Raw genomic sequence first — 25,633 nt, 5'->3', positions numbered from 1 at the left:
GGAATCCGCTGCGCATAGATCGTGGCGGGTTTTTTCTTGGGGAGTTAGTTCACGCAGTCAAAAATGGTGGGTGATAAGAGATTTGAACTCCTGACATCTTCGATGTGAACGAAGCGCTCTACCACTGAGCTAATCACCCGCGATACTCGGTTATCCAAATGCATCGGCCGCTACAAGAGCAAATCAAGTGCTTCACACCTCATCCGCCGGTGTCTTTGCCTTTAGCGGTGGGTTTGTCTGGCGCACCTTGACGATCATGACCCGCCCATTGGCAAGCGTTTTTTCCCTGTTGATGCGCACCCGACCGAGGGGTGGCAAATTCAAAGACCGGCCCGCCGCAAGGCTTTCACCCAATTCAGCCAACATCGCCTCAACAACCGGTTTGGCGTCTCTCTTTTTGAGCCCCGTACGCGCAACGACACTCTCTATCAGTTCTTTCTTGCGCAGTGTTGTGGACTGCTCGTTAGCATTCCCGGTTCCCAATGCTACTTTCGAGATGTTGTCGGTCGCGGGCGCTTTGAGTGTTTTGGTCGTCGATTTAGGCTTCGGCGCCGCTTTGCCCGATCGGGCTTTTGCGCGCGGTGCACCTTTACGGCTCGTGTCTTTTGCTGTGCTCATAATGCCCCTCTGGCCGCTTTGGTTTATCGAGATCAGTCACGTGAAAGCGTTATTGACCAAAGCCTAAGGATATCGGCGAATAAAATCCACACATTCGATCCAAAACCGGTAAGCTTGTTAAGGCTGCGCTGTGCCACCGAGCCAAGGCACAGCGGACACCCTGCCACTGACATCTATTTTATCGCCCTCTTTCGGCTTCGCGTCTGCTCAAGAAAAAAGCAGCCCTTACGAGCTGCTTTTCCATTCTACTTTCGATTTTGCGATCAATGCGCCGTGGCAGCATCCGAATTATCTGATTTGGAGGAAATCGCGGCAGCCGCGGCCTCCTCTGCCTCCTGATCCCATTCAATCGCTTCTGGCGCGTGTGCGAGTGCGTGTTTCAGGACTTCCGATACGTGGCTGACCGGAATGATCTCCAATCCATCTTTCACATTGTCCGGAATTTCCGGCAAATCCTTGGCGTTCTCCTCCGGGATCAGAACCTTGGTGATGCCACCGCGCAGCGCCGCGAGAAGTTTTTCCTTCAGGCCACCGATGGGCATGGCATTCCCGCGCAAAGACACCTCGCCGGTCATCGCGATATCCTTGCGAACCGGAATCTGCGTCAGAACCGACACAATCGAAGTCACCATGGCCAGACCCGCGCTGGGGCCATCTTTAGGCGTGGCGCCATCGGGCACGTGCACGTGGATGTCGATTTTGTCGAATTGCGGGGGTTTGACACCGATTTTCGGGCTGATTGACCGCACATAGCTGGAGGCCGCGTCAATCGATTCTTTCATCACATCGCCCAACTTGCCCGTGGTCTTCATCCGACCTTTGCCCGGCAGACGCAGCGCTTCGATGCTCAGCAGTTCACCTCCGACTGATGTATATGCCAGCCCTGTAACCACGCCGATCTGGTCCTCTTTCTCAGCCAGACCGTACCGGAACTTTTTCACGCCGAGGAAATCATCCAGGTTTTCGTCGGTGACGGTCACCGCATCGGCCTCTTTCTTGATGATTTTAGTGAGCGATTTCCGAGCAACCTTTGCGATTTCGCGTTCCAGATTCCGCACACCCGCTTCGCGCGTGTAGGTCCGGATCATCTCGGTCAGCGCGGAATCCTCTAGGCTGAATTCCTTGGATTTCAAACCATGGTTCTTGATTTGCTTAGGCACCAGATGCTGTTTCGCGATCTCGCGTTTCTCGTCCTCGGTGTAGCCAGCCAGCGGAATAATCTCCATCCGGTCCAGCAACGGGCCCGGCATATTGTAGCTATTCGATGTGGTCAGGAACATCACATTGGACAGGTCGTATTCGACCTCCAGATAGTGGTCTACAAACGTCGAGTTTTGTTCTGGATCAAGCACCTCAAGCATCGCCGACGCAGGATCACCACGGAAATCTTGCCCCATCTTATCGATTTCATCCAATAAGATCAGTGGGTTCGTGGTTTTCGCTTTCTTCAGCGCCTGAATGATCTTGCCCGGCATCGAGCCGATGTAGGTACGACGATGGCCCCGGATTTCGCTCTCGTCACGCACACCGCCAAGACTGATCCGAATGAATTCCCGCCCGGTTGCCCGCGCAACGGACTTGCCAAGACTGGTTTTGCCCACGCCCGGAGGACCGACGAGGCACATGATCGGGCCTTTCAGTTTGCTTGAGCGTTGTTGCACCGCCAGATACTCGACGATCCGTTCCTTGACCTTGTCGAGACCGTAATGGTCGTCGTCCAGCACCTTCTGCGCCCGGCCAAGATCCTTTTTGACGCGGGATTTCACGCCCCACGGGATCGACAGCATCCAGTCGAGATAGTTGCGTACAACAGTCGCCTCGGCAGACATCGGGCTCATGTTCTTGAGCTTCTTGATCTCCGCATCGGCTTTTTCGCGTGCTTCCTTGCTGAGCTTGGTGTCGGCAATCTTGGCCTCAAGCTCGGCCACCTCGTTCTTGCCGTCCTCGCCGTCTCCCAGCTCCTGCTGGATCGCCTTCATCTGTTCGTTCAGGTAGTACTCGCGCTGCGTCCGCTCCATCTGCGATTTCACGCGTGTCTTGATCTTTTTCTCCACCTGCAGCACGGACATTTCGCCCTGCATCAGGCCGTATACTTTTTCCAGACGTTCAGAAACGCTGAGTGTTTCCAAAAGATCCTGTTTCTGATGCACTTCGATGCCCAGATGCCCGGCAACGAGATCGGCCAGCTTGGCTGGTTCCGTGGACTCGCCAACCGCTGCCAGCGCCTCCTCCGGAACATTTTTCTTGACCTTTGCGTAGCGCTCGAATTCATCCGACACCGTGCGCAACAATGCTTCGGTTGTTGCAAGGTCGCCGGGCATCTCGGTCAGGTATTCGGCGCGGGCCTCAAAGAAACTGTCGTTGTCAAGATACTCGGTGATGCGCACACGTGCCTGACCTTCGACCAGCACTTTGACCGTGCCATCGGGCAATTTCAGCAACTGCAGGACATTGGCAAGAACACCGGCCTTGTAAATTCCATCACTATCGGGATCGTCAACGCCGGGGTCGATCTGACTGGACAGCAGAATTTGCTTGTCATCGGCCATGACCTCTTCCAGGGCACGGACCGATTTGTCCCGACCGACAAACAGCGGCACGATCATATGGGGAAACACCACAATATCGCGCAACGGCAATACAGGGTATGAGGCGTTCAGAGGCTCTTGCATGCTCTTTCCTTGTTTTTGGCAAGACGGCACTGGTCCCGCATATGCAGCAACGCTTGGCCATCTCCAGGCTTGGAAGCTAAAGGTGGGGCGCACCCCAACCAAAATCAACCTTACCGCTCTTTTTTGCTCCGGTCAGAATGACCACTGACCACGGAAATCACAAGCCGTCAAATCGCATCTATCCCCAACAAAGATGCACCTAATTCACATTTGACCGGTCCGTCAGCGACACTGATAAAGACGAGACACGCGAAGACAGAACCTTCACCTCATCCGCAATGACGGTAAACCCCTTGCCGGCATCCCCTGCTCTCGCTGCCTCGATTGATGCATTTGTGGCAACCATATTGATCACGCGGCCGATTTTACCGATCTCCATCGCGATGGAACTGGTGTGATCCATTTCATCCGCCTTGCCCTTGTCCGTCAGTTCGAGGAAGAAGGCGCCCAGTTCCGCGCTGAAGGCGCTGACACCTTTGGCAACGCGCGTGCAACAAAGATCATACATGTTTCCTGATGGTCTGAAGCCTTTAACGGCATCCTCGCTGACGGAGCACCGATCTGTGATGCCAACCAAATCGGCCAGAGCTGACGTAATTTCGACCAGAGATTTGGACAAACCTTCCGGCAGCACAACCTCATGCGGCGCAAGATATGTTCCTTCAAGATCCCGCGCAGCCACGAATCCGTCGCGCAGGCGTGATGCGGCCTCGGCGAATTCCGCCGGGGAGACGTTCTGAGCACCCTCGTTATCGGCTTCCATGTGATGGATGAGCACTTGCAGCGCCGCGACACGCGTTGGAGCGATCTTGCTGAGGACATCATGCAACGTCCGGTCCAGCGAACGTTCTTCCTTATCCCTTGCATGTCTGCGTTTACTGCTCATCTCGGCACCTCCACAATTACGTGGATCAAACTTATGCGGCGGCGGGTTAAGCTTGCGTTAAGCCGTCCCTAGAAACGGATGAAACTGGCCTCTTGGGCGTGTCAGATCGGCGCGATGTCGCCATCCGCGCGCGCGCTGTGAAAATTATCTTGCCAGGCACCAAAGACACCTTCTGCGATGGCGGTGCGCATCTCCTCCATCAAGTCCTGATAATAGGTCAGATTGTGCCAGGTCAGCAGCATGGAGGAGATAATCTCCTGACTGCGGAAGACATGGTGCAGATAGGCTCTGCTGTAGTTCCGGCAGGCCGGACATCGACAGGCTTCATCCAACGGACGCGGGTCATCTGCGTGCCGTGCGTTCTTGATGTTGACGACCCCGCGACGGGTGAACACCTGCCCCGTGCGCCCCGAGCGGCTTGGCAGCACACAGTCCATCATGTCGATCCCACGCGCGACCGCCCCTACGATGTCATCCGGTTTGCCGACCCCCATAAGATACCGAGGTTTGTCCTGAGGTAGCTGGTCGGGCGCGAAATCAAGACAGCCAAACATCGCCTCCTGACCTTCGCCCACCGCCAGACCTCCGACGGCATAGCCGTCAAAGCCGATGTCAGTCAGCGCCGCTGCACTCTCCGCCCGCAAATCAGGCTCCAGCCCCCCCTGCTGAATGCCGAAAAGCGCATGCCCCGGTCGGTCCCCAAAGGCATCGCGCGACCGGGCCGCCCACCGCATCGACAACTGCATGCTCTGAGCGATCGTTGCCTTCTCCGCAGGCAAGGCCGGGCATTCGTCGAAACACATTACGATGTCAGACCCCAGAAGCCTCTGTATTTCCATGGACCGCTCGGGCGTGATTTCGTGTTTGGAGCCGTCAATATGGCTCTTAAAGGTGACCCCATTTTCGGTCAGTTTGCGCAAAGCCGCGAGGCTCATGACCTGAAAACCACCTGAATCGGTCAGGATCGGCCGCTCCCAATTCATGAACTTGTGCAGCCCTCCCAGCCGGTCGATGCGTTCCGCCGTTGGCCGCAGCATCAGGTGATAGGTGTTTCCCAGCAAGATATCTGCACCGGTTTCTCGCACCGAACCGGGCATCATGGCCTTGACGGTGGCGGCGGTACCAACAGGCATGAACGCCGGGGTACGAATGTCCCCTCGCGGCGTGCTGATGAGGCCCGCGCGCGCCTTGCCATCCGTGGCTGTCCTGGCAAAGCTGAACCGCTGCATCGATATTTCCTTTTTGCTAACCTTTCGCGCGATAAACGGAATGCAGCCAACTTGCAATATTGGGTGCAAAGCGCCACTTTAATCCTGCGGAACACTCATAAGGACGCGTGATTTGAACATTGAAGAGTTAGTCGTGTCGCTGATCGAAAGCAGCCTGGTTTTTCTGCTTCTGGCGGCGTTGTTCATCGTATTGGTCATCAAGGCCGTCAAGATCGTTCCGCAGTCAGAGAAATACGTGATCGAACGCTTTGGCCGTCTACGCGCGGTACTGGGGCCGGGCATCAACCTGATCGTGCCTTTCATTGACCGTGTGGCACATGAAATATCCATTTTGGAACGACAATTGCCCAACGCCAGCCAGGACGCGATCACCAAGGACAACGTGCTGGTTCAGGTTGAAACATCTGTTTTCTATCGCATCACCGAACCGGAAAAGACTGTCTACAGAATTCGTGATGTCGATGCAGCCATTGCAACCACCGTCGCGGGCATCGTCCGGGCGGAGATCGGCAAGATGGATCTGGATGAAGTGCAGTCCAACCGCTCGCAGCTGATTACAACCATCAAGTCACTGGTCGAGGATCAGGTGGACGATTGGGGCATCGAGGTGACCCGCGCCGAAATCCTCGACGTCAATCTCGATCAGGCCACGCGGGATGCCATGTTGCAGCAGCTCAACGCAGAACGCGCCCGCCGCGCCCAGGTCACAGAGGCCGAAGGGTCGAAACGCGCGGTTGAACTGGCGGCGGACGCCGAACTCTACGCCTCTGAGCAAACGGCAAAGGCCCGCCGCATCCTGGCCGATGCGGAAGCCTACGCAACTCAGGTTGTCGCGAAAGCGATCAACGAAAATGGTCTGGAAGCCGCGCAATATCAGATCGCCCTCAAACAGGTTGATGCGCTCAACGCGCTTGGTGCGGGTGACGGCAAACAGACCATCGTTGTACCCGCTCAGGCGATTGAAGCCTTCGGCGACGCATTCAAGCTGCTCAAAGGGCGTGGTGCATGACCGGACTGCTCGAATTGTGGTGGGTGTGGATGGCTGCGGCGCTTGCGCTGGCAGTGATCGAAGTTCTGGTCCCGGGGTTCATTTTCCTTGGTTTCGCGATTGGCGCATTGATCATGGTGGCTGTTGTGCTTGCCTCTCCGGGTTTCAGCGCGCCAGCGTTGCTGGCTATTTTTGCAGGCCTCTCCCTGCTGGCCTGGATCGGCCTGCGGATGGCCTTCAAGAAGCAATCCACGGCGGCACGGATCGTGCGCGACGATATCAACGACAACTGAACGCGGCCTTCGCCAGGCGCCAGTCTTTTGCCATGGTTGAGATCACAGGATGCACCTGTTACCCCGGTTGGAACGCATAATCGGGGGATGACATGGAAAAACTGACTTTTGGGTGGGAAGAATGGGTCTCTCTGCCCGACCTCGGGTTGCCCGCGCTCAAAGCCAAGGTAGATACGGGCGCGCGCACCTCCGCATTGCACGCCCATGACATTGAGGTGTTTGGCCCCGCTGCAAAGCCCAAGGTGCGCTTCAACGTCCACCCGATTGCCGGGCGTCAGGATGTTGCGATCACCTGTTCTGCGCCACTTGTGGACCGACGTGAAGTCACCTCATCGAACGGCGAGACCGAACAGCGGTTTGTGATTTCCTCCACGCTCAGCGTCGGCGATCAGCATTGGCCAATCGAGATCACCCTGACCAATCGCGGTGCCATGTCGTCGCGCATGCTGCTGGGGCGGCAGGCCCTTAGCGATCACATCTCGATCTCGCCAACCGAGAAGCGCCTGCAACCCGATCTGAGCTACGACGTCTACCACACCGCAGCCCTCAAACGCCGCGCCCCCAAACGCGCGCTGCGCATTGCCGTGCTCAGCCGTGAAGACAATTATTCCACGCGCCGCCTTGTGGAGCTGGGTGAAGCCAAGGGGCACACCGTCGAGGTCATCAATACCACCCGGTGTTACATGGCGATCAATACCATGGCGCCCGAAGTGCACTATGACGGCAAACGCCTGCCCAGATATGATGCGGTTATCCCCCGTATTGGGGCCTCGATCACCCCCTACGGCACGGCCGTGATCAGACAGTTCGAGACCATCGGCACCTATTGCGTCAACGGCTCTGCCGGGATCACGGCGTCGCGCGACAAACTGCACGCGCATCAGGTTCTGGCGTCGAAGAAAATCGGCATGCCCGTTACCGCCTTTGCCGCCTCCCCAAAAGATACCTCGAACCTGATGGGGCTTGTCGGAACCGCCCCGCTGATCGTGAAGCTGCTGGAATCCACACAAGGCAAAGGCGTCGTGCTTGCGGAAACGAAAAAGGCGGCCGAATCCGTCATTGATGCCTTCCGCGGCCTCAAAGCGAATTTCCTGGTTCAGGATTTCGTCAAAGAGGCGGCAGGGGAAGACATCAGATGCCTTGTCATTGCGGGCAAGGTGGTCGCGTCAATGAAACGCACGGGTGCCGAAGGGGATTTTCGATCCAACCTGCACCGAGGGGGGTCGGCCAAGGTTGTTCGCATCACCAGGGAGGAACGCGACACAGCCGTACGCGCGGCGCGCGCCTTTGGGCTGGGCAAGGCGGGTGTCGATCTTTTGCGGTCGGAATCCGGCCCCAAGGTCCTTGAAGTCAATTCCTCTCCCGGTTTTGAGGGCATCGAAAAGGCAACCGGCAAGGACATCGTCGGCAAGCTCTACGACGAGATCGAAGCCCGTGTGAAACCGCAACCCGCGCGCAAACGCAAAGGTTGACCGGTCCGGTCCCGGAACATCACAAAATCGCGCAGGCCATTGTTCGGCTGCATGTTTTGCCCCTAATGAGAGGCCAGGACGTCGCGGAGTGTTCATGTTCAGCAGTGCCATCATCCTTTTTGCCTTCATTCTGGGCTTTGCACTTTCTCGCGCCAGCACCTGCACCGTGGCGGCGACAAAACGGCTGGTGCTTCAGCGCAGGATCGATTGGTTTTTAGGGATCATGGTGGCCGTCAGCTGGTCCGCACTGACGCTGTTTGTTCTGCATAGCCTGCTGCCCGGCAGTGCCGCACGGCCCGACAGCTACGCCATGAACGCCACCTTGTTCGCTGCCTCGGCCGTCATGGGGCTCGGTGCCTGGATGAACGGCGGATGTTTCATTGGCACCATTGGCCATATCAGCAGCGGCAACCTGTCCTATATCGCGACCTTTCTGGGCCTCGCCCTGTCGCGGCTGATCGGGCAATGGCCGCCGGTGACCCAGGCGCTGGATCTGCGTCCCGTGCCGCGCATGTCCCCGGATACAGGGCTGCTTTACTGGATCATCGTTGGTAGCTTTACCGCCTTGGTGATTTGGAGCATCTGGCGCATCTACCGCCGTCGGCAACAGGCCGTCATCGCCCTCGGCGTCATGGGTGTCGCCGCAGCGCTGCTTTTTGCCCACCGTCCCGACTGGAGCTACGAAGCTTTGATTGGTCGCTTCGTACAAGGGCAACCGGTGTCACAGGACTTGACGATAGAATTGGCGGTTGCGGCACTTTTTGCCGGGGCCATCCTGTCTTCAGCACTCAACAGCCGGTTTCGCCTGTCGCACGCCGGATTGCGAACCACGATATGGTGTTTTCTAGGCGGCACCTTGATGGGATTGGGTGCGCTTTATGTTCCGGGCGGCAATGATACGCAGTTGTTGTGGGTCATGCCCGGTCTGGCGTTTCACGGATTTGCCGCCTATCTGACCATGGTTGCCGTCGTCGCCATGATGATCCTGCTTTTTCATCGCAAGAACCGCTGAACGCCTTCCATGTGGCCCTATTCTGTGGGCCCGCCTCGACCGCTGTTGTGCGCGTCCCACTGTTTTTGATTGCGCGTCACACTCTTTACGCCCCGCCGGACAATCCCTATATAAAACACTCAGGATTAACCCCGAGGCCCGTATGACCAACGCACCAGAACCGCTTGAGGGGGCGCCGCTTATTGCCCCTTCGTCCACCGACCACCCGCTCTATGAGCAGGTTGTCGAGGCTTGCCGGACGGTTTATGACCCGGAAATTCCGGTCAATATATACGAGCTTGGCCTCATCTATACCGTTGATATAAATGCGGAAAACGAAGTAGACATTAAAATGTCGCTGACCGCCCCAGGCTGCCCTGTGGCCGGGGAAATGCCCGGATGGGTGGCGGATGCAGTCGAACCTCTGGCCGGTGTCAAACAAGTCAGCGTTGAATTGGTCTGGGAGCCGCCCTGGGGTATGGATATGATGTCTGATGAGGCGCGCCTCGAATTAGGCTTTATGTAAACCAACAATTTGCCAGCAGTTGTCTGGCAGGCTCGGACTGCCTAAGTTAGCTCCGAAAGAGAGGTTTCATGTTTGGCATTCCGGGCAAGCAAGCTGTCACATTGACGCCGAAAGCGGCGGCACAAGTATCCAAGTTGATGCAAAGCGCAGGACACGCAGGCCTGCGCATCGGCGTCAAGAAAGGCGGCTGTGCGGGCATGGAATACACCATGGAATATGTCACCGAAACCAATCCCAACGACGAGGTTGTCGAACAGGATGGGGCCCGTGTAATGATCGCTCCGATGGCGCAGATGTTCCTCTTTGGCACCGAGATCGACTATGAAACCTCTCTGCTGGAGAGCGGGTTCAAGTTCCGCAATCCCAATGTGACCGAAGCCTGTGGTTGTGGCGAATCCATCAAATTCGGCTGACCCCGGCGTTTCTCTGATTGCTGCATTCTGAACCCGGTCCGCCCTCGGCGATTGCCGCCGCAGTCAGGGGCTGTTACCAACATGCCAAAGCGAATGAGGGAGGCAATCATGCGGCGCAAACTGGCGGCAGGTAACTGGAAAATGAACGGCTCACAGGAGAGCCTTGCAATGCTGGACGCGCTCGGCACTGAGCATGCGCAGAGCCCCTGCGACATTGCCATCTGCGTCCCTGCGCCCCTGTTGATCCCCGCAGCGACGCGCGCCGCCGGTGGACCGGTCGGCGTCGGCGCACAGGACTGCCATGCCGAACCGAAAGGTGCCCACACCGGCGATATCGCCGCCAATATGATCGTGGATGCCGGTGCGTCCTGCGTGATTGTCGGCCACTCGGAACGGCGCGAAACCTACAACGAGACGGATGCACAGGTCTGCGACAAGGCCGCCGCGGCTCAGGCCGAGGGGTTGATCGCCATCGTCTGCATTGGGGAAAGCCTGCAACAACGCGAAAGTGGTAACGCCCTGCCGGTTATCCGCGCACAGCTTGAAAACTCGGTTCCCGATGGCAGCACTGGTGCAAACCTTGTTGTGGCCTATGAACCGATCTGGGCCATTGGTACCGGCAAAATCCCCACATTAGACGAGATCGCAGAAGTGCATGCCGCCCTGCGCGCCGATCTGGTTGCACGCTTTGGCGATGATGGGAACGCCATTCGCCTGCTCTATGGCGGATCGGTCAAACCGGGCAATGCCGCCGAAATCTTTGCCACCGCGGATGTGGATGGTGCGCTGGTCGGCGGGGCGAGCCTCAAGGTAGAAGATTTCTCTCCCATCATCTCGGCACTCGCGGCAAGCTGACCAGACTGAAAAATGGCCGGAGGAGACCCCGGCCATCTTACCTATTTCACGATGATTTCAGGCCCCATCACGAGGGTTGGTAGCCATGTGCTGATGATCGGGATGTAGGTCACCATGATCAGAAAGACAAAGAGCACAGCCGTGAAGGGCAGTGCCGCCTTGACCACAGCCCACATCGGCATGTTGGCCACGCCCGAGGTCACGAAGAGGTTGAGACCCACCGGCGGCGTGATCATCCCGATCTCCATATTCACCACCATGATGATGCCGAGGTGAATGGGGTCGATGCCAAGTTCGATGGCAATCGGAAACACAAGCGGCGCCACGATCACCAGGAGCCCGGAAGGTTCCATGAATTGCCCGCCGATCAGCAGGATCACGTTCACGATCACCAAGAAGACGATGGGGCCAAAACCTGCGTCCAGCATGGCCGCCGCAATCTGCTGCGGGATCTGTTCGTCCGTCAGAACATGTTTCAGGATCAGCGCGTTGGCGATGATGAACATCAGGGTGACGGTCAGTTTGCCAGCCTCAAAGAGTGTGTTCTTGGTGTCGCGATGGAAAAACGCGGTCACCAGAGCGAGCGGTTTCTGGATCAGGCTCAGGTTGCGGGCATCATCGCCCTTGACGTGCAACGGCCCCATGTCCCGGTAGACAAAACTGGCAATGAAAAAGGCGTAGACCGCCGCCACAGCAGCCGCCTCCGTCGGTGTGAAGATGCCCCCGTAGATGCCGCCCAGAATGATCACGATCAGGAACAGACCCCATCCGGCTTCTCGACCGGAGGCAAAGACCTCTCCCCAGCCACGCCACTCGCCCTTGGGCAGGTCGCGCATCTTGGCGATGATGTAGATCGTCACCATCAACATGGTGCCCGCCATCAGGCCCGGAATGACCCCCGCCAGAAACATGCGCCCGACGGAAACATCGGTGGCCGAGGCATAGACGACCATCACGATGGACGGCGGGATCAGGATGCCCAGCGTGCCCGCATTGGCGATGACACCAGCGGCGAAATCCTTGGTGTAGCCCACCTGCCGCATGCCCGCGATGACAATGGAGCCGATGGCCACAACGGTTGCGGGAGAGGAGCCCGAAAGGGCCGCAAAAAGCATACAGGCAAAGACGCCGGCGATCGCCAGACCGCCCGGTAAATGCCCCACAAGCGCGATGGAAAAGCGGATGATCCGCTTGGCCACACCGCCCGTCGACATGAAACTTGAGGCCAGAATGAAGAAGGGAATGGCCAGCAGGGTATAATGGCCCGCCATCGCCTGGAACAGCGTCTGCGCGATGGAGGCAAGTGAGGTGTCCGACAGCACCAGCAGAAACACGATAGAGGACATGCCCAGGCTGATCGCGATCGGCACGCCGATCAGCATCAGGCCAACGACCATGGCAAAAAGGATAGCGACTTCCATGGGTTAGTCCCCCGCGTTCATGTGTTTGACGGCTTCAACCTCGTCTTCGGCCTCGTGGCTGACAATGAGGCTGGTCGCTTGTCCATTCAGCAACCGAAGCGTCGCCTGGATGAAGCGAAAGAGCAGCAGCGCCATGCCAAAGGGCAGCATCGCATAGGGAATGAACCGCGGGATTTTCTCATAGGCTTCATTTTCGTTGAAGATCGGTTCTATCCAGCGCAGCCACTCGGGCATCGGCATGTCCACAACCTCGTACCAGGCCTGATCGCGACTGTTCTCAAACCCGGTCGGGAACCAGCGCCCGCTGGTGGCATCAAATCCGGCAAAGGGTGCCCAGTAATCCCACGCGCCTTTGAACACAAGTGCTGCATAGATCAGACACACAGCGGCGGCCACCAGTGCCAAAGCGCGTCGCACCGGGGGAGAAAAGAGATTGATCACCGCGTCCACACCAAGATGGGCCGTGACCTTAACGCAGTAACTCACGCCAAAGAGCACCAGCCAGGCAAAAAGAAACGTCACCGCTTCAAGCCCCCAGATGATGCCGGTGTTGAACCCGTAGCGCAAAACCACGTTGATGAAGGTCAGGATGGTCATCAACCCGAGGATCAGGGCAATGGCCGTTTCCTCGATTTCATTGACGATCCGGCCCAGAATCGTTTCGGCCTCGTAGGAATGCGACATCTGCGCCCCCTCCCCCTAAATGTTCCGTCCGGCCCGCAAAACCGGGGCCGGACGGTCCGATTGTGTTGGTTTTAGAAGCCTGCGTTAATGGCTTGTGCCGCGTCGATGTTGTCCTGACCGACGTCATCTTTGAACTGCTCCCAAACGGGCTTCATGGTGGCAACCCATTCGGCGCGTGTGGCATCGTCAAGCTGGCGCACAACGCCGCCCGCTTCGATGATCGCGGCCTTGGCCTGCTCGTTCACCGCAGTCGATTCGGCGTTCCGGGTCTCAGTCACCTCAGCGATGATCGTTGCCAGTTGATCGCGCACATCCGCGTCCAGCGCATCCCACCAGTCGGTGGAGGCCACAACCATATAGTCGATGATGCCGTGGTTGGTCTCAGTAATGCCGTCCTGCACTTCAAAGAACTTCTGGCCGTAGATATTGGACCAGGTATTTTCCTGTCCGTCCACAACGCCGGTTTGAAGCGCACCGTAAACTTCGGAAAACGCCATCGGCTGGGGCGAGCCACCAAGTGCCGCCATCTGCGCCTTGAGTACGTCAGAGTTCTGCACCCGGAATTTCAGACCACTGGCATCAGACGGGCTGTTGAGCGCCTTGTTGGCGGACATCTGCTTCATGCCATTGTGCCAGAAAGCCAGTCCAATCAGACCACGCCGCGTCATCGATTCCTTCATCGCCTGACCGGTTTCGGAGTTCTGGAAGGCATCAACCGCATCGATGTTCTTGAACATGAACGGCAGGTCAAAAATGCGGAAGACCTTGGTGAACTGTTCGAATTTGGACAGTGATGGTGCTGCCAGTTGAACATCGCCCTGCAACAGCGCTTCCAGCACCTGGTCATCGTTGTAGAGCGTGGAATTTGGGAAAACCTCCATACAGGCTTTGCCATTCATTTCCTCATTCACGCGGGTTTGCAGCAAGGATGCGGCAATGCCCTTGGGGTGACGGTCGGTATTTGTGACGTGGCTGAACTTGATGACAACTTCGCCATCATCGCAGGCCGCTGCGACGGCGGACGCGCTGACAGACAGGGTCAAAGCTGTCAAAGCAGCTGTGAAAATTCTCATATGGTTTCCTCCCAGAGATTTTTATTTTCGGTTTACACATCGGGCACCGCAAAGCGATGCGCTGTACCATATCAAATAGCCTGTCTGATCGCAGGGCAAGAGCTATTAATTACCGTACTGCTTTGCTCGTATAGTTATTTAGAATCAGTCTGTTATGAAGGCTTACAAGCGGCATGCACACGGGACCGTCTCACGCGGGTGTGCGAAAACCCACACTTTGTCGCGCCAGGTTGTGCGAAAATCCGCACATTACTCCGTGCGGTATTTTTCCGCCCGAATCCCGTATCGGCTCAGCTTGTCGTAAAAGGTCTTTCGCGGCAGTTTCAGCGCTTCGGCGGCAACAACCGCCCGACCTTCCGCGCGCGTCAATGCCTGCTCCAGCAAACTCTTTTCCACCTGCGCCATCTGTTCGGCCAGACCCAAAGCGCCATCCTCCGGCGTGTCTTCGGCCAGTCCCAGCGCAAACCGCATGGCTTCGGACATCAGGGCACGTGCATTGCCCGGCCAGTCACGGGCCATAAGCCCGGCCACCACCTGAGGTGTAATCTCCGGCGCGCTCAGGCCCGCCTGCTCGCTCGCCTGAGCGACGTAATGTTGGAAAAGCGTGGGAATATCTTCGGGCCTTTCTGACAACGACGGAATGCGTACCGGCGACACTTCCAACCGGTAATAAAGTTCGGAATTCAAATGCCCGGCCGCAACACAGGCGGCCAGATCGCGGTTTGACCCTGCGATGATGCGCGTTTGCGTTCCGGTCTCCAGCGCTTCCATCAAAACAAGTTGAGCCTGCGCCGGCATCTGGGTGATTTCGTCGAGAAAGAGACTGCCTGTACGTGCGGTGTCCAGCGCCTCATTTAACGTCCCCACCTCCAGCCCGGCGGCCGCACGTTTGACAAAAGGCGCTTTGGAGCGTGGCGAGCACAGATGGATCACCTCTGCCACCTTGGAAATACCCGTTCCGGGCGCGCCGGTCACCAGAACTTCGGTATCAGCCAAAGCCACGCGCCGGACCCTTGCACGCAACCCGTCGGCCAGTTGAGACGTACCAAAAAGCATGCGCGCTGCCGGATCGCCCGTGGCAATCAGCGATTTCAGACGCCGGTTTTCCAGCACCAGCGCGCGGGTTTTCAAAGCGCGTTCCAGAACGGCCAGCAGGTCCGTCGGCGCGCAGGGTTTTTCCAGAAAATCAAATGCCCCCTGCCCGACGGCCTTCATCGCTGCGGGGATATCGCCTTCACCGGTTAACAGGATGACCGGCAAATCCGCGTCCTGAGCGCGCGCATAGGAGAGCAAATGAAAGCCATCGCGCCCCGGCATGCGAAGATCGGACAGGATCACCCCGTCAAATTCCGGCGTGATCAGGTCCTTGGCCGCAACAAAGGAATTCGCGGTGATCGGTTCCAGATCCGCCAGTTCCACCGTTTGCGCCAAAGCGTCACGCACCGCAGCGTCATCATCAACCAGAAGAACCTTTTTGCTCATGCGGCTTCCTGCGCGACCCAAGGACGGATTTCAACTGTGAAAACCGCCCCCGTCGGATCGTTACGCACCCGGATTTCACCCCCGAAACTTTGCATGATGCCGTAGGAAATCGACAGGCCAAGCCCCATGCCTTCTGACGCACCCACCTCCTTGGTTGAATAGAACGGGTCAAACACTTTATCCGGGTCAGACACGCCCGGGCCGGTATCCGCGATCGCGACCTTGACGCTCTCCCCTTCGACAACCCGCACGCGCAAAATTCTGGTGGGCGCATCGGTCATGGCATCCAGCGCATTGGTCATGAGATTGACGAAAACCTGTCCCAGACGCACCTCGCCGCCCCGCACCCAGACCGGGTGGCCCAAAGGGTCAAATTCAATTGATGCGCCCATTTTTGCAGCCCGATCCGCAATCATTTCCACAGCGCTCACCAGAACAGCGTTCAGATCGACGCGTGATATGGGTTCGGATTGTTGCGTTGAAAAGGCGCGCAGGTTCTTGATGATGCGCCCCATACGGCGTGACATATCCGAGATCCGGCCCAGATTCTCTGTTGCGCGATCAGGCTTGCCACGTTCCAGAAAGAGTGCCGCATTTTCGGCAAAGGAGCGGATCGCCATCAGAGGTTGGTTCAGCTCGTGGCTGATCCCCGCGCTCATCTTGCCCAGAGCGCTTAATTTACTGGCCTGGACCAGTTCTGCCTGTGCCTGCGCCAACGCCGTCTGGGCCTCTTTCCGGTCGGTCACCTCCTGACGCAACGCCTCATTGATCTCTGACAGTGCCGTCGTACGCCGTGCCACACGGTCTTCAAGCTGCGCATTGGCGCGCGCAAGTGTGCGACGCCTTTCGGTGGCCAGAAACAGCAGCGCCCCAAAGGCCAGACAAAGGGCCGCAACAACTGTCGCCTGAAGCTGCGCGAGCTGCCGTGCCGGAGCCACGTCCACCAGAACCTCGCCGGTCAACCCGATGATCGGCAAATCCTGCACCAGATGCAGCGCATCTTGCGGCAGATAAGGCCCCCAGCCCAACTGCCAGATTTCATGGCCCCCGGTTTCGTAGCTGTCAAAGGCAGGGGCGGCACCCTGCGGCGGCACCAGGCCCGGACCTTCGGGCGGGCGTTGCCATAGCACCAGTTCAGATCGGTTGGTCACAAAAACCTGTCCGCGCGCATCGGTGAAGAACACAGTCCGCAAGCCGCCCCGCCAGGCATCCTCAATACCGTCCATACCCGCAGCGACCACAACGGCCCCATTGACCTTGCGATCCGCCCCAAAGGACGGTGCTGCGTAGTAAAAAGCACGTTGCGTCAATGGCTTGGCAATCCCATGCCCCCACCCCAAAGCTCCCTGCCCGGCGCGTTTGACATAATCCGTCTGGCTAAGGTCAGTTCCTGCCGGCCCCCGTGCGGCGGCAACGACGCGCCCGTTTTTGTCCACAAACAACACATCCAGTGCATCGGATTTGTCCGCAACATCCAGAAACAGGGCCTCAGCGGCCTGTGCGCCATTTCCTTGCGCCAATTCCGCACTCAGGGGGTGGTCGGCCAGAAAAACCGCCAGTTCGCCAAACCGTTTGAGCTGCCCCACAAGCCTGTCACTGGCCAAAGCCAGATCGCTGCGCCCCTGACGTTCCAACTGGTCAAGGGCCTGCAAATATGCGTATCGCCACACCCCGGCCGAGGCAGCCGCCACCGCGCCCAAAAAGACAAAAATGATCGCTGCGCGTTGCATCACAGATGTGGACATGGCCGAAGTCTACAAACGACCCCTTGCCTTGACCAGTGCACAGAAGGTTAAAGGGCTGCATGAAAATGCTCCGCCAGTCGCCGCTAGACCCCGCCTTTGTTCAGAACCCCTATGCCCTTTACGCCAAGGTGCTGGCAGAGGATCCGGTGCAATTCTGGCAGGAGTACGATATGGTCGCCGCCTTCGATGCCGCGACGGTTCATGCCCTGTTGCGCGACCGCCGGCTGGGGCGCGCCGTGCCTGCAGATCAGCAAAAACCGATTCCGGATCATCTTCGCGCCTTCGATGCGGTGGAACGTTATTCAATGCTGGACATGGAACCGCCCACCCATACGCGGTTGCGCGGCCTTGTTCTGCGTGCCTTCACCTCGCGACGGATCAGGGCGCTCACCCCTGACATCAATGCCATATGCGACGACCTGCTCCACGCGTTTCCGGACGGGCCCTTTGATCTGATCCCCGCCTATTGCACCGCCCTGCCCGTGCGCATCATCGCGCGGCTTCTGGGCGTGCCTGAAGAGATGTCAGGCGAGCTGCTCAGATGGTCCAATACCATGGTCGCGATGTATCAGGCCAGCCGCAACCGGGCGGCTGAGGACGCGGCAAACCAGGCCGCGCGTGAATTTGCCGAATTTCTGTCGGGCTACATTGAAAAGCGACGGCAAGACCCGCGTGACGACCTGATCACCCATCTGATCGCCGCCGAAGAAGATGGCGAAAAACTGACCCGCGACGAAATGATCGGCACCTGCATCCTGCTGCTGAACGCCGGACACGAGGCGACTGTGCACACGATGGGAAATGCGGTTAAAGCCCTGCTGCAGAACGAATTTACGCCAGACTTTCTGGGCGATGATCAGATCGCCACCACGGTAGAGGAAGTGCTGCGCTACGATCCGCCTTTGCACATGTTCACCCGCTACGCCTATGAAGACGTCGTCATCGGACAACATACTCTCAAAGCCGGCGCGCAGATCGCCTTGATGTTGGGGTCCGCCGGTCGCGACCCTGCGCGGTTCGACCAGCCGGATGTCTTTGATCCGCACCGCACGCCCGCGCCCCATGTGGCCTTTGGTGGTGGTCTGCATTTCTGCGTCGGCGCTCCCTTGGCCCGGCTTGAATTGCAAATCGGGCTGCAAAAACTCTTTCGCCACGCGCCCAAACTGGCGCTGACCACCCCGCCTGCCTATGGCAACACTTACCACTTCCATGGCCTGACAGAACTTCTCGTGCGTCTCTGAGACCTGAATACCGGGCTCACCTCAGAGCCTTCCCAAGAATGTAATGCGGCGTCAGCCGCGCCTTTGGATCACGCTCAAAGCGGCAACATCGTTGTGGATTTAATCTCCTCCATGGACAAAAGCGCTGTCACATTGTGCACCCGAACTTCGGAAATCAGGGCCTGATAAAACTCATCATAGGCGCGCGCGTTCTTTACACGAACTTTAAGAATGTAATCGATATCTCCGGCCAACCGATGCGCTTCCTGCACTTCCGGCCTGTCCCGCAACGCTTTCAGAAAGGCCGCCTGCCAGTCCGCTTCGTGTTCCGACGTGCGGATGAGCACAAAAAAGCAGGCCTCAAACCCCAGGGCTTCCGCATCCAGTATGACGGTCTGCTGCCCGATCACCTGAGCTTCGCGCAATTTGCGAATCCGGTTCCACACAGGCGTCTTTGAGGAGCCCACGCGGGCGGCAATTTCATCGAGTGACTGGCTGGCGTCGCGTTGCAGCTCTGCAAGGATTTTCCGATCTGTATCGTCAATGCGAACATTCATTCTGCGTTTTCTCTCAAACTGGGTCACTGTTCTCGCCACCAGCTAAAACAGAACAAACGTCCTTTTCAACACGCAAACCTAGCGAATATGTGGAATAATTTCCTATATTGAGCGCACGAATTCTCAAAAGGCGATGCCTCATGGACCATTTCCCGATCTTCTTGCGCGTACACGGTCGCCGCATTGTGCTGTCTGGCGGCGGTGAAGCCGCGCTGGCCAAACTGCGTTTGCTGATGAAGACCGCAGGGCACATCACCGTATTTGCGAAAACACCCGCCGCAGAAATCGACGCATGGGCTGAGGACGGCAAACTGACGTTGGTGCGCCGCGCGATGCAACCGGGTGACACGCTCTGTGCGGCGCTCTTTTACGCCGCAGACGAGGATGCGGCAGAAGACGCCCGCACGGCGGCCATCGCGCGCGCGGACGGCGCTTTGGTCAATGTGGTGGACAATCTGCACCACAGCCAGTTCATCACGCCTGCGATTGTAGACCGCGATCCCGTCACCATCGCCATTGGCACCGAAGGTGCAGCACCGGTTCTGGCGCGCGCCCTCAAAGCCGATCTCGAAGAACGCCTGCCAGCCGCCCTGGGCCCCCTTGCCCGCATCGGCAAGCGGTTCCGCAAGGCGGCCGAAGCTCTCCCCTTCGGTCGCGCGCGGCGCGATTTCTGGCGCGAATACTACTTCAAGGCCGGTCCTTCGGCCATCACCGCAGGGGAAGGTCGGGTCAATCGCGCGCTGGACACATTGCTGGAAGATCATCTGGCCCGCAAAGCCCGCCCCGGCCATGTGCATTTCGTCGGTGGTGGCCCCGGTGATCCTGACCTTTTGACAATGAAAGCGCGGCGCGTTCTCGATGAAGCGGATGTTGTGATTTACGATCGTCTGATCAGCAAACCCATTCTGGAACTGGCCCGTCGCGAAGCGATCATGATCGACGCGGGCAAGGAAGGTTTCGGGCCCTCCATGAAGCAGGAAGAGATCAACGACCTGATTGTCGCGCATGCCAAGGGTGGTGCTCAGGTGGTGCGGCTCAAATCCGGCGATGCCACCGTTTTCGGACGGCTGGACGAAGAGATTGACGCGATAGATGCTCACGAAATCGCCTGGTCCATTGTACCGGGCATCACCTCGGCCTCCGCCGCCGTGGCCGAGATCGGCCAGAGCCTCACAAAACGCGGGCGCAATTCCTCTGTGCGGTTCCTGACCGGCCATGACACGCGCGGCTTTGCCGATCACGACTGGTCCGCCCTTGCCCGTCCCGGTGAGGTTGCGGCCATTTACATGGGCAAGAAATCGGCGCGGTTCATTCAGGGGCGCCTGATCATGCATGGGGCGGACCGCCACACGCCTGTCACGGTGATCGAAAATGCGTCGCGACCCGATCAGCGCATACTGGAAACGACACTGGATGCCCTGCCACAGGCACTTGCGGCGGCGGAGATGAGCGGCCCGGCCCTGACCTTCTACGGTCTGGCACCCCGCGAAGCCGCCGCAGCCAGGTTGCGCCGTGCTGATACCGAACACGCCCTTTACACCTATCCAATCCCAGCGCAGGAGGCCCTCTGATGGCACGTGCATTTACGCCAAAAGTTGTCACCGCAAACGCCTTGCTTGAGGGCGATGTAATCTATCAGACAGCATCCGGATGGACACGTAACTTATCCGAAGCGGAAGTCCTGACCGATGAAGCTGATGCAGATTTGCGCCTGATTGAAGCCTCCCAACAGACAGATGCTGTCGTGGGCGCTTATCTCGCAGACGTTGACACGACCGAGGCGGCACCGAAACCCACCCATTTTCGTGAAGACTTCCGCGCACGCGGACCTTCCAACTACGCACACGGTAAACAAGAGGCATCGCGCCATGTATAATTACACCGATTTCGACACCGCCTTCATCAAGGAACGCAACGCGCAGTTTCGCGCACAGGTGGAACGCCGCATCGACGGCTCCCTGACCGAGGATGAATTCAAACCTTTGCGCCTGATGAACGGGCTCTATCTGCAACTGCACGCTTATATGCTGCGCGTGGCGATCCCCTACGGCACGCTCAACAGCCGCCAGATGCATGTGCTGGCCGACATTGCCGATAAGTGGGACAAAGGCTACGGCCATTTCACCACGCGCCAGAACATCCAGTATAACTGGCCGCAACTGCGCGATGTGCCCGATATGCTGGACGCGCTGGCCGAAGTGCAGATGCATGCGATCCAGACCTCCGGCAACACCATCCGCAACGTGACGGCAGACCATTTTGCCGGGGCTGCGGCGGATGAAATCGCCGATCCGCGCCCGGTGGCCGAACTTATTCGGCAATGGTCCACGGATCACCCGGAATTCCAGTTCCTGCCGCGCAAGTTCAAGGTGGCCGTGACCGGCTCCCCCAATGACCGCGCGGTCACCAAGGCGCATGACATCGGGTTGCGCATGGTCGAACGCGACGGCGTGGCCGGTTTCGAGGTCATCGTGGGTGGTGGTCTGGGCCGGACACCAATGATCGGCAAGGTGCTGCGCGACTTCCTGCCGCGCGAGGACCTGCTGCCCTATCTTGAGGCCATCGTCAGCGTCTACAACCTGCTGGGACGCCGGGACAATAAATACAAGGCCCGCATCAAGATCACCGTGCATGAAAACGGGCTCGACGATTTCCGCGCGCGCGTCGAAGAGCGTTACGCGCTGATCCGCCCGCAGTTCACCGGTGTGGACCAGCAAATGCTGGCCGCCATCGAGAGTGATTTCGCGTTGCCGGAATTCCGCCGTGAGGAAGTGCGCGCCTACCACGAAGCGCGCCAGCATTATCCCGCGTTCCGCAGTTGGTCCGACACCAACCTCGCCGAGCACCGCGAACCTGATTATGCGATTGTCACCATCAGCCTCAAGGCGCATGGAGCCACGCCGGGGGATGCGACATCGGGCCAGATGCGTCTGATGGCGGATCTTGCCAAGCGCTATGGGCATGATGAATTGCGCATCAGTCACGAACAAAATGTGATCCTGCCGCATGTGCACAAAAACGATCTGCCCTCCGTCTATTCCGCTTTGCGTGCGGCCGGGCTTGGCACGGCGAACATTGGCCTGATCTCGGACATCATTGCCTGCCCCGGTATGGATTACTGTGCGCTGGCCACGGCCCGGTCGATCCCGATTGCACAGGAAATCGCCACCCGTTTTGACGAATTGAAGCTGGAGCATGATGTCGGCCCTCTGAAGATCAAGATTTCCGGCTGCATCAACGCCTGTGGGCACCACCATGTGGGTCATATCGGCATTCTCGGTCTCGACCGGGCGGGTGTGGAGAATTACCAGATCACGCTGGGCGGTGATGGCACCGAAGCGGCAAGCATCGGCGAACGTGCGGGGCCCGGGTTTTCGGCGGATGAAATCATTCCGGCCATCGAACGGCTGGTGCTGGCCTATCTCGATCTGCGCGCCGAGCCTGCGGAAACCTTCCTGCAAACCTACCGTCGTCTGGGCCTCGCGCCTTTCAAGGCAGCCCTCTACCCCGAGGCACAGGCGAATGCCGCTTGATCACTCTGCCCCCCAGGCGATCAACCCGGCCCTAAGCACTAAGGTGGATCAGTTGAATGCTCAACTGCGCCACCATAGTGCGACGGACGTGTTGAGAGCAGCATTGCAGGCTGTGCCTGACCTCGCGATGGTTTCCAGTTTCGGTGCTGAATCCGTGGCGCTTCTGCATCTGGTTGCCATGATCGACCGCGATGTGCCTGTGCTCTTTATCGACACAGAGATGCTCTTTGCCGAAACGCTGGTTTATCAGCAGGAGGTGGCAGAGCGTCTCGGTCTGCGCAACCTGCGGATCATTCGCAACCCGGAGACGTCTCAACGGGATCCGAAGGGCATATTGCATCTGACAGATCAGGACGCCTGTTGTGCGCTCCGCAAGACCGCGCCTTTGCAAACAGCCCTTGCCAGTCACAGCGGTTGGATCACCGGTCGTAAACGCTTCCAGTCCGGTCAGCGGGCCACCCTTGATTTCTTTGAGGTTGAGGCCGGTGAAGATCGCATCAAGGTCAACCCACTGGCCTATTGGCAGCCGGGCGACGTGGCAGAATACATTGCCGAAAACCGCCTGCCACGTCACCCGCTGGTCGCCCGAGGCTACCCGTCAATCGGATGTGCGCCCTGCACCTCCCCCGTCGCCGCTGGCGAGGACCCCCGCGCGGGCCGCTGGCGCAACAGTGAAAAAGACGAATGTGGCATCCACTTCGTCAATGGAAAAATGGTCCGCACAGGAGCCCTCTCATGAATACACTCGTTACCGACAGCGGTTTTGCCAGCGATGACTGGCAGGAACCCTTTATCTCTCTGGACGCGGCGAATGACGCCAGCGCACTGGACCTGCCCTCGGATGTTGACCCCGCGACCGTTCCGCTTTGCGAAGGATTGCGGATGATCCGGGTGGATTTCCCGTCTTCTGCGGATGGTCGCGGCTTCACGATTGCCAGACAGCTGCGGTTGCGCGGGTTCAGCGGTCGTTTGCGCGCAAAAGGCCACGTGCTGGCGGATCAATACGCCATGGCGCGCAGATCGGGTTTCGACGAAGTGGAAATCTCCGATGAGCTGGCCCAACGCCAGCCCGAGGATCAATGGAAATTCCGCGCCAACTGGCAGGACAACAACTATCAGGCCCGCTTGCGCGGCTGATTGACACCTTTCCCCCATTCACTCTTCTTTCTAAAAGGGACGCGCAGGTGCTAAGCCTGCGTTGATATAATTATGACCGAGCAAACACCAGTGACCGAAGCATCCGCCGTCAAAGTGCCCACGCTGCCCGATGCGCAGACCGTGACATCCGTTCAACATTGGACGGACCGCCTGTTTTCCTTCCGCGTGACACGCCCCGCCTCACTGCGCTTCCGTTCCGGCGAGTTTGTGATGATCGGACTGATGGGCGACCCGGACCCGAAAACCGGGCGGCAGAAACCGCTTTTGCGTGCCTATTCCATCGCCTCCCCGTCCTGGGATGAAGAGTTGGAATTCTACTCCATCAAGGTGCAGGACGGCCCGCTGACCTCCAGGCTACAACACATCCAGCCAGGTGACGAGATCATCCTGCGGCCCAAACCCGTCGGCACGCTGGTGCATGACGCGTTACTGCCGGGCAAACGTCTGTGGTTCTTTGCGACCGGCACCGGGTTTGCGCCTTTTGCCTCGCTGCTGCGCGATCCGCAAACCTATGAGGATTACGACCAAGTCATCGTCACCCACACCTGCCGCGACGTGGCGGAACTGGAATACGGTCGCCAGCTGATCGACAACCTGCGCACCGATGAACTGATGCTGGAGCTTCTGGGGGAAGAGAACCTGAACAAGCTGACCTATTACCCGACCACGACTCGCGAGACCTCACCTAAAATGGGCCGTATTACGACGCTGCTGAAAGACGGAACCGTTTTTGCGGATTTGGGCATTGATGGTATCTCAGCTGACACGGATCGCGCCATGGTTTGCGGATCGCTGGGTCTGAATACCGACCTGAAGGAAATTCTGGAAGGTTTCGGGCTGGAAGAAGGGGCCAATTCCGACCCCAAACACTATGTGGTCGAAAAAGCGTTTGTCGGTTAACGGATAACCGACACATTTGTAGAGAGGCGCCCGATCACCAGATCAGGCGCCTTTTGTTTTTTCTATTGAACGCCAAGCGCGTCACGCAGCTGGGTCAGTGCCGTCTTGAGTAGCTCAGGGTTGTCCTGCGCCTGTTTGACGGCGTTTGTCAGCACCAGCTTTTGGGACGTTTCAAGGTCCGAATTCTCGATCATTTCCGCGACCTTGCCGAAGTCAAAGCCGTCGACCGTCAGAGCGTCTGCCTGTTTCGCAGCATCGACCGTTTCTGCCGCGTCCTCAGTTGCTGATTCCGCTGCTGCGGTTGCCGTGTCCACACTGTCTTCAACAGCATCCGTGCCTACATCGACCGTAGAAGACTCTTCGCTCAGAGCCTCTTGCGCTGTTTCGGTAACGGCGTCCGCTGCATCGCTTGCCGTTTCCGCCACCGCGTCAGCAATGCCGCTGGCTGCATCTGTTGCCTGCTCGACCGTATCGCTCACAGCATCCGCGGCCTCGGAGGCCGCTTCACTTGCCGCAGCAGCGGTCTCTTCAACAGCCTCCGCAGTCTCATCGGCAGCTTCCGTTGCGTTTTCCGCGATGGTCTCTGCCGCTTCATTGGCCGTTTCTGCTACCGCCTCGGCCGCCTCAGTGGCAGTATCCGCCGCTGCATCCGCAGCCTCTTCTGCGGTTTCGAGAGGTTCCGCTTCCGTGACGGCTTCAGTGGCATCCTGCGCTACGTCACCCGGGGTTTGACCAGAGTAAAGCATGTAGCCGCCCCCGATGATCACCGCTGCGAGTAAGATCCAAACCAGATTTTTCATTACGAATGTTCCCTCTATAGCCGCCCGGGACTCAGTGTCCCGAGCCATATTGACCGTGTGATGGCAGTTGCGCCTCACAGATAAAACCTTCAAGGGGGAAAACTGTTCCAATCGGCC

Annotated in this window: 25 protein-coding genes and 1 tRNA gene; 14 read left to right on the top strand and 12 right to left on the bottom strand. The window is 58.3% G+C overall.

The features are described from left to right. Positions 1-64 precede the first annotated feature (64 nt). From ACOTTU_RS04350 to tgt, 5 genes are all read right to left on the bottom strand, one after another. Positions 65-139, bottom strand: a tRNA-Val gene (locus ACOTTU_RS04350). 53 nt (positions 140-192) lie between these two features. Next, positions 193-618 carry an HU family DNA-binding protein gene (locus ACOTTU_RS04345; RefSeq protein ID WP_425656202.1) on the bottom strand — a complete coding sequence of 142 codons (426 nt, stop codon included), beginning with the start codon at positions 616-618 and terminating at the stop codon, positions 193-195. A gap of 263 nt (positions 619-881) precedes the next feature. Continuing rightward, a complete protein-coding gene (lon, locus tag ACOTTU_RS04340; protein ID WP_298911756.1) occupies positions 882-3,290 on the bottom strand; it encodes an endopeptidase La in 2,409 nt (802 codons plus the stop codon). Between the two features lie 199 nt (positions 3,291-3,489). Next, positions 3,490-4,176, bottom strand: a complete 687-nt coding sequence (locus ACOTTU_RS04335; protein WP_425656201.1) for a methyl-accepting chemotaxis protein — start codon at positions 4,174-4,176, stop codon at positions 3,490-3,492. A 101-nt stretch (positions 4,177-4,277) separates the two neighbouring features. Continuing rightward, positions 4,278-5,405, bottom strand: coding sequence for a tRNA guanosine(34) transglycosylase Tgt (tgt, locus tag ACOTTU_RS04330; protein WP_425656200.1), 1,128 nt, complete (start codon positions 5,403-5,405; stop codon positions 4,278-4,280). A gap of 112 nt (positions 5,406-5,517) precedes the next feature. Between tgt and ACOTTU_RS04325 the strand changes: the two genes are divergently transcribed. The 7 genes from ACOTTU_RS04325 to tpiA all read left to right on the top strand — a co-directional run bounded on the left by ACOTTU_RS04325 (position 5,518) and on the right by tpiA (position 10,943). After that, entirely contained in the window at positions 5,518-6,414 is an 897-nt protein-coding gene (locus tag ACOTTU_RS04325; RefSeq protein ID WP_298911763.1) for an SPFH domain-containing protein, read from the top strand. Then, a complete protein-coding gene (locus ACOTTU_RS04320; RefSeq protein ID WP_425656199.1) occupies positions 6,411-6,686 on the top strand; it encodes an NfeD family protein in 276 nt (91 codons plus the stop codon). Before ACOTTU_RS04325 ends, ACOTTU_RS04320 begins: the two co-directional genes overlap by 4 nt. A gap of 92 nt (positions 6,687-6,778) precedes the next feature. After that, positions 6,779-8,158 (top strand): 30S ribosomal protein S6--L-glutamate ligase, encoded by a 1,380-nt coding sequence (gene rimK, locus ACOTTU_RS04315; RefSeq protein ID WP_425656198.1) that lies wholly within the window; start codon positions 6,779-6,781, stop codon positions 8,156-8,158. 94 nt (positions 8,159-8,252) lie between these two features. Next, positions 8,253-9,170: a YeeE/YedE thiosulfate transporter family protein gene (locus tag ACOTTU_RS04310; protein ID WP_425656197.1), complete on the top strand. Its 918-nt coding sequence runs from the start codon at positions 8,253-8,255 to the stop codon at positions 9,168-9,170. A 142-nt stretch (positions 9,171-9,312) separates the two neighbouring features. Next, a complete protein-coding gene (locus tag ACOTTU_RS04305) occupies positions 9,313-9,675 on the top strand; it encodes an SUF system Fe-S cluster assembly protein (RefSeq protein WP_298911773.1) in 363 nt (120 codons plus the stop codon). Between the two features lie 68 nt (positions 9,676-9,743). Beyond that, positions 9,744-10,088 carry a HesB/IscA family protein gene (locus tag ACOTTU_RS04300; RefSeq protein WP_298911779.1) on the top strand — a complete coding sequence of 115 codons (345 nt, stop codon included), beginning with the start codon at positions 9,744-9,746 and terminating at the stop codon, positions 10,086-10,088. 108 nt (positions 10,089-10,196) lie between these two features. Next, positions 10,197-10,943, top strand: a complete 747-nt coding sequence (gene tpiA / locus ACOTTU_RS04295) for a triose-phosphate isomerase (RefSeq protein ID WP_425656196.1) — start codon at positions 10,197-10,199, stop codon at positions 10,941-10,943. A gap of 41 nt (positions 10,944-10,984) precedes the next feature. On the opposite strand, the gene ACOTTU_RS04290 is transcribed toward tpiA, so the two are convergent. From ACOTTU_RS04290 to ACOTTU_RS04270, 5 genes are all read right to left on the bottom strand, one after another. After that, a complete protein-coding gene (locus ACOTTU_RS04290) occupies positions 10,985-12,364 on the bottom strand; it encodes a TRAP transporter large permease (protein WP_298911783.1) in 1,380 nt (459 codons plus the stop codon). Between the two features lie 3 nt (positions 12,365-12,367). Then, entirely contained in the window at positions 12,368-13,048 is a 681-nt protein-coding gene (locus ACOTTU_RS04285) for a TRAP transporter small permease (protein ID WP_425656195.1), read from the bottom strand. A 71-nt stretch (positions 13,049-13,119) separates the two neighbouring features. Beyond that, positions 13,120-14,121 carry a DctP family TRAP transporter solute-binding subunit gene (locus ACOTTU_RS04280; RefSeq protein ID WP_425656194.1) on the bottom strand — a complete coding sequence of 334 codons (1,002 nt, stop codon included), beginning with the start codon at positions 14,119-14,121 and terminating at the stop codon, positions 13,120-13,122. A gap of 249 nt (positions 14,122-14,370) precedes the next feature. Continuing rightward, entirely contained in the window at positions 14,371-15,603 is a 1,233-nt protein-coding gene (locus tag ACOTTU_RS04275) for a sigma-54-dependent transcriptional regulator (RefSeq protein WP_425656193.1), read from the bottom strand. Then, positions 15,600-17,348: a sensor histidine kinase gene (locus ACOTTU_RS04270; protein WP_425656192.1), complete on the bottom strand. Its 1,749-nt coding sequence runs from the start codon at positions 17,346-17,348 to the stop codon at positions 15,600-15,602. Before ACOTTU_RS04270 ends, ACOTTU_RS04275 begins: the two co-directional genes overlap by 4 nt. Before the next feature lie 59 nt (positions 17,349-17,407). On the opposite strand from ACOTTU_RS04270, the gene ACOTTU_RS04265 reads away from it, so the two are divergent. Then, positions 17,408-18,589, top strand: a complete 1,182-nt coding sequence (locus tag ACOTTU_RS04265) for a cytochrome P450 (RefSeq protein ID WP_425656191.1) — start codon at positions 17,408-17,410, stop codon at positions 18,587-18,589. Positions 18,590-18,663: 74 nt separating this feature from the next. Here the strand turns inward: ACOTTU_RS04265 and ACOTTU_RS04260 are convergent, their stop codons facing one another. Further along, complete coding sequence (locus ACOTTU_RS04260) at positions 18,664-19,125, bottom strand: Lrp/AsnC family transcriptional regulator (protein WP_298911798.1); 462 nt, start codon at positions 19,123-19,125, stop codon at positions 18,664-18,666. Positions 19,126-19,265: 140 nt separating this feature from the next. Between ACOTTU_RS04260 and cysG the strand changes: the two genes are divergently transcribed. From cysG to ACOTTU_RS04230, 6 genes are all read left to right on the top strand, one after another. After that, positions 19,266-20,696: a siroheme synthase CysG gene (cysG, locus tag ACOTTU_RS04255; RefSeq protein WP_425656190.1), complete on the top strand. Its 1,431-nt coding sequence runs from the start codon at positions 19,266-19,268 to the stop codon at positions 20,694-20,696. Further along, positions 20,696-21,001, top strand: a complete 306-nt coding sequence (locus ACOTTU_RS04250) for a DUF2849 domain-containing protein (protein ID WP_298911805.1) — start codon at positions 20,696-20,698, stop codon at positions 20,999-21,001. Before cysG ends, ACOTTU_RS04250 begins: the two co-directional genes overlap by 1 nt. Beyond that, on the top strand, positions 20,994-22,658 hold the full coding sequence (locus tag ACOTTU_RS04245; RefSeq protein WP_425656189.1) for a nitrite/sulfite reductase: 1,665 nt from the start codon (positions 20,994-20,996) through the stop codon (positions 22,656-22,658). The genes ACOTTU_RS04250 and ACOTTU_RS04245 overlap by 8 nt, the downstream gene beginning before the upstream one ends. Further along, positions 22,648-23,397 carry a phosphoadenylyl-sulfate reductase gene (locus ACOTTU_RS04240; protein WP_425656188.1) on the top strand — a complete coding sequence of 250 codons (750 nt, stop codon included), beginning with the start codon at positions 22,648-22,650 and terminating at the stop codon, positions 23,395-23,397. The genes ACOTTU_RS04245 and ACOTTU_RS04240 overlap by 11 nt, the downstream gene beginning before the upstream one ends. Next, a complete protein-coding gene (locus ACOTTU_RS04235) occupies positions 23,394-23,795 on the top strand; it encodes a DUF934 domain-containing protein (protein ID WP_425656187.1) in 402 nt (133 codons plus the stop codon). Before ACOTTU_RS04240 ends, ACOTTU_RS04235 begins: the two co-directional genes overlap by 4 nt. Positions 23,796-23,867: 72 nt before the next feature. Next, positions 23,868-24,716 (top strand): ferredoxin--NADP reductase, encoded by an 849-nt coding sequence (locus tag ACOTTU_RS04230; RefSeq protein WP_425656186.1) that lies wholly within the window; start codon positions 23,868-23,870, stop codon positions 24,714-24,716. Positions 24,717-24,778: 62 nt separating this feature from the next. On the opposite strand, the gene ACOTTU_RS04225 is transcribed toward ACOTTU_RS04230, so the two are convergent. Then, positions 24,779-25,516, bottom strand: coding sequence for a translation initiation factor 3 (locus ACOTTU_RS04225; RefSeq protein ID WP_425656185.1), 738 nt, complete (start codon positions 25,514-25,516; stop codon positions 24,779-24,781). Positions 25,517-25,633 lie beyond the last annotated feature (117 nt).

Origin of the sequence: Roseobacter sp. EG26 (assembly GCF_049830555.1) — a bacterium.
Lineage (GTDB): Bacteria > Pseudomonadota > Alphaproteobacteria > Rhodobacterales > Rhodobacteraceae > Roseobacter.
The sequence above is the reverse complement of the archived record's forward strand: the minus strand, read 5'-3'. Positions and strand labels throughout refer to the sequence as shown.

Coding starts and splice junctions, on each gene's coding strand:
- ACOTTU_RS04345 (WP_425656202.1), bottom strand. CDS start 618: ATGAGCACAGCAAAAGACACGAGCCGTAAAGGTGCACCGCGCGCAAAA.
- lon (WP_298911756.1), bottom strand. CDS start 3,290: ATGCAAGAGCCTCTGAACGCCTCATACCCTGTATTGCCGTTGCGCGAT.
- ACOTTU_RS04335 (WP_425656201.1), bottom strand. CDS start 4,176: ATGAGCAGTAAACGCAGACATGCAAGGGATAAGGAAGAACGTTCGCTG.
- tgt (WP_425656200.1), bottom strand. CDS start 5,405: ATGCAGCGGTTCAGCTTTGCCAGGACAGCCACGGATGGCAAGGCGCGC.
- ACOTTU_RS04320 (WP_425656199.1), top strand. CDS start 6,411: ATGACCGGACTGCTCGAATTGTGGTGGGTGTGGATGGCTGCGGCGCTT.
- rimK (WP_425656198.1), top strand. CDS start 6,779: ATGGAAAAACTGACTTTTGGGTGGGAAGAATGGGTCTCTCTGCCCGAC.
- ACOTTU_RS04310 (WP_425656197.1), top strand. CDS start 8,253: ATGTTCAGCAGTGCCATCATCCTTTTTGCCTTCATTCTGGGCTTTGCA.
- ACOTTU_RS04305 (WP_298911773.1), top strand. CDS start 9,313: ATGACCAACGCACCAGAACCGCTTGAGGGGGCGCCGCTTATTGCCCCT.
- ACOTTU_RS04300 (WP_298911779.1), top strand. CDS start 9,744: ATGTTTGGCATTCCGGGCAAGCAAGCTGTCACATTGACGCCGAAAGCG.
- tpiA (WP_425656196.1), top strand. CDS start 10,197: ATGCGGCGCAAACTGGCGGCAGGTAACTGGAAAATGAACGGCTCACAG.
- ACOTTU_RS04290 (WP_298911783.1), bottom strand. CDS start 12,364: ATGGAAGTCGCTATCCTTTTTGCCATGGTCGTTGGCCTGATGCTGATC.
- ACOTTU_RS04285 (WP_425656195.1), bottom strand. CDS start 13,048: ATGTCGCATTCCTACGAGGCCGAAACGATTCTGGGCCGGATCGTCAAT.
- ACOTTU_RS04280 (WP_425656194.1), bottom strand. CDS start 14,121: ATGAGAATTTTCACAGCTGCTTTGACAGCTTTGACCCTGTCTGTCAGC.
- ACOTTU_RS04275 (WP_425656193.1), bottom strand. CDS start 15,603: ATGAGCAAAAAGGTTCTTCTGGTTGATGATGACGCTGCGGTGCGTGAC.
- ACOTTU_RS04270 (WP_425656192.1), bottom strand. CDS start 17,348: ATGTCCACATCTGTGATGCAACGCGCAGCGATCATTTTTGTCTTTTTG.
- ACOTTU_RS04265 (WP_425656191.1), top strand. CDS start 17,408: ATGAAAATGCTCCGCCAGTCGCCGCTAGACCCCGCCTTTGTTCAGAAC.
- ACOTTU_RS04260 (WP_298911798.1), bottom strand. CDS start 19,125: ATGAATGTTCGCATTGACGATACAGATCGGAAAATCCTTGCAGAGCTG.
- cysG (WP_425656190.1), top strand. CDS start 19,266: ATGGACCATTTCCCGATCTTCTTGCGCGTACACGGTCGCCGCATTGTG.
- ACOTTU_RS04250 (WP_298911805.1), top strand. CDS start 20,696: ATGGCACGTGCATTTACGCCAAAAGTTGTCACCGCAAACGCCTTGCTT.
- ACOTTU_RS04245 (WP_425656189.1), top strand. CDS start 20,994: ATGTATAATTACACCGATTTCGACACCGCCTTCATCAAGGAACGCAAC.
- ACOTTU_RS04240 (WP_425656188.1), top strand. CDS start 22,648: ATGCCGCTTGATCACTCTGCCCCCCAGGCGATCAACCCGGCCCTAAGC.
- ACOTTU_RS04235 (WP_425656187.1), top strand. CDS start 23,394: ATGAATACACTCGTTACCGACAGCGGTTTTGCCAGCGATGACTGGCAG.
- ACOTTU_RS04230 (WP_425656186.1), top strand. CDS start 23,868: ATGACCGAGCAAACACCAGTGACCGAAGCATCCGCCGTCAAAGTGCCC.
- ACOTTU_RS04225 (WP_425656185.1), bottom strand. CDS start 25,516: ATGAAAAATCTGGTTTGGATCTTACTCGCAGCGGTGATCATCGGGGGC.